This is a genomic window from Streptomyces mayteni (assembly GCF_054783955.1).
Window position 1 is genome coordinate 1 of the sequence record NZ_BAAGPR010000254.1, and the last position, 1,569, is coordinate 1,569.

At 75.5% G+C, this 1,569-nt stretch carries 2 protein-coding genes; one reads left to right on the forward strand and one right to left on the reverse strand.

Going from position 1 to position 1,569, the window contains the following annotated elements; genetic code table 11:
• Window positions 1-223: 223 nt before the first annotated feature.
• Window positions 224-967, reverse strand: a complete 744-nt coding sequence (locus ACYVPE_RS39740) for a hypothetical protein (RefSeq protein WP_461038717.1) — start codon at window positions 965-967, stop codon at window positions 224-226.
• 34 nt (window positions 968-1,001) lie between these two features.
• On the opposite strand from ACYVPE_RS39740, the gene ACYVPE_RS39745 reads away from it, so the two are divergent.
• On the forward strand, window positions 1,002-1,569 hold a 568-nt coding region (locus ACYVPE_RS39745; RefSeq protein WP_461038718.1), incomplete at its 3' end, for an adenosylcobinamide-GDP ribazoletransferase.

Genomic DNA, 1,569 nt, shown 5'->3' on the forward strand with positions numbered 1-1,569 from the left:
GACACGGCCGCAGGCCGACACGGCCGCAGGCCGACACGGCCGCAGGCCGACACGGCCGCAGGGCCCCAACAAGGCGGCTACGCCGCCGTTGGGCCCCCGCGGGCCACCGCCCGCGCGCAGCGCGCACCCCCGCGCGGCAGCGGAACAAAGGGCTCGTGGGGGCACCTCCCAGCGTTAGCTGGGGGAGGGTGGGGGAAGACCCGCGGGCCGCAGCCGCGCGGCGTCAGCGCTCGTCGTCCGGGGGGCCCGCCAGCATGTTGCTGACGCGCCGCCCGAGACCGTCCCACCGCGCGTCGTGCTTCCGCGCCCGCCGCTCGGCCCGGGCCCGCAGCCGCGGCCGGCTCCGGTACAGGAGGTGGGCCCACAGCGAGTCCGGCCTGGCCAGCCGCAGCGCGCCGACCAGCGCGACCGGCGGGATCAGCACGCCGAGGACGCCGAGGACGTACTTCCCCTTCACCAGCGACACCACCACGAACAGCAGGTTGGCCAGCACCGTCGTGATCAGGTTCAGCCTGACCAGCTGTTCCTCGGGTCCCGAGTGGTTGACGCCGAGCGGCGAGAAGCCGGTGAGCAGCATGCCGGCCAGGGCCGCGGTCAGGACGACGGCCTCGACGCTGCGGCGGCCCTGTTCCGACCAGTAGACGTCGTGCAGGTAGAGGATCAGCGCGAACTCGTCGAGCACCAGTCCCGCGCCGACGCCGAAGACGCCGGCCGTGACGGAGGCCGCCCAGCTCTCGGTGCCTGCGGCCACCGCGCCGAAGCCGCCGATCACCATCAGCACGACGCCTGGCACCACGTGGTGCACGTGCTGGCCGCCGGCCGAGATGTTGCGGAACGGGCCGCGGCCGGCCCGGATGAGGCGGGTGACGCAGCGGGTCACCATGAAGGTGGTCACGAAGGACACCAGCGCGAGCAGCAGCGGTAGTTTCCCCGGTTCGAGGATGTTGCGAGACCACCAGTCGCCCATGACCTCCCAGCGTCCGGCGCTACGCTGCGATCCGATGAACGCCACGCCGCCGGGTCCGCCGTCCGAACCCCCAACGGACGCAACGCCGGTCACGTCCCTGCACGGCCTGCGGTTCGCGCTCGGCACCCTCACGGTGCTGCCGGTCACCGTCGTCCGGTGGGACCGGGCCGCGGCCCGGGTCGGGATGGCGTGCGCGCCGGTGGCCGGCCTGGTGGTCGGGGGCGCGGCGGCGGTCGTCGCCTGGTTCCTCGGGGCGCTCGACGTGGGCCCGTTGCTGACGGCCGTGCTGGTCGCCGCCGTGCCGGTCGTGCTCAGCCGTGGGCTGCACCTGGACGGTCTGGCCGACGTGGCGGACGGGTTGGGCAGCGGTCGGCCGGCGGACGAGGCGCTGCGGGTCATGAAGCGTTCCGACATCGGTCCCTTCGGCGTGGTGACGCTGCTGTTCGCGCTGGCCGCGCAGGTCGCGGCGCTGGCCGAGACGGGTGCCGACGCGCCGGCCGCCGCGCTGGTCGCGGGGCTCGTCTCGCGGGCCGCGCTGACCTGGGCGTGCCGGGTGTCGGGGCCGCCGGCGGCGCGGCCGACCGGGCTCGGGGCCGGGGTGG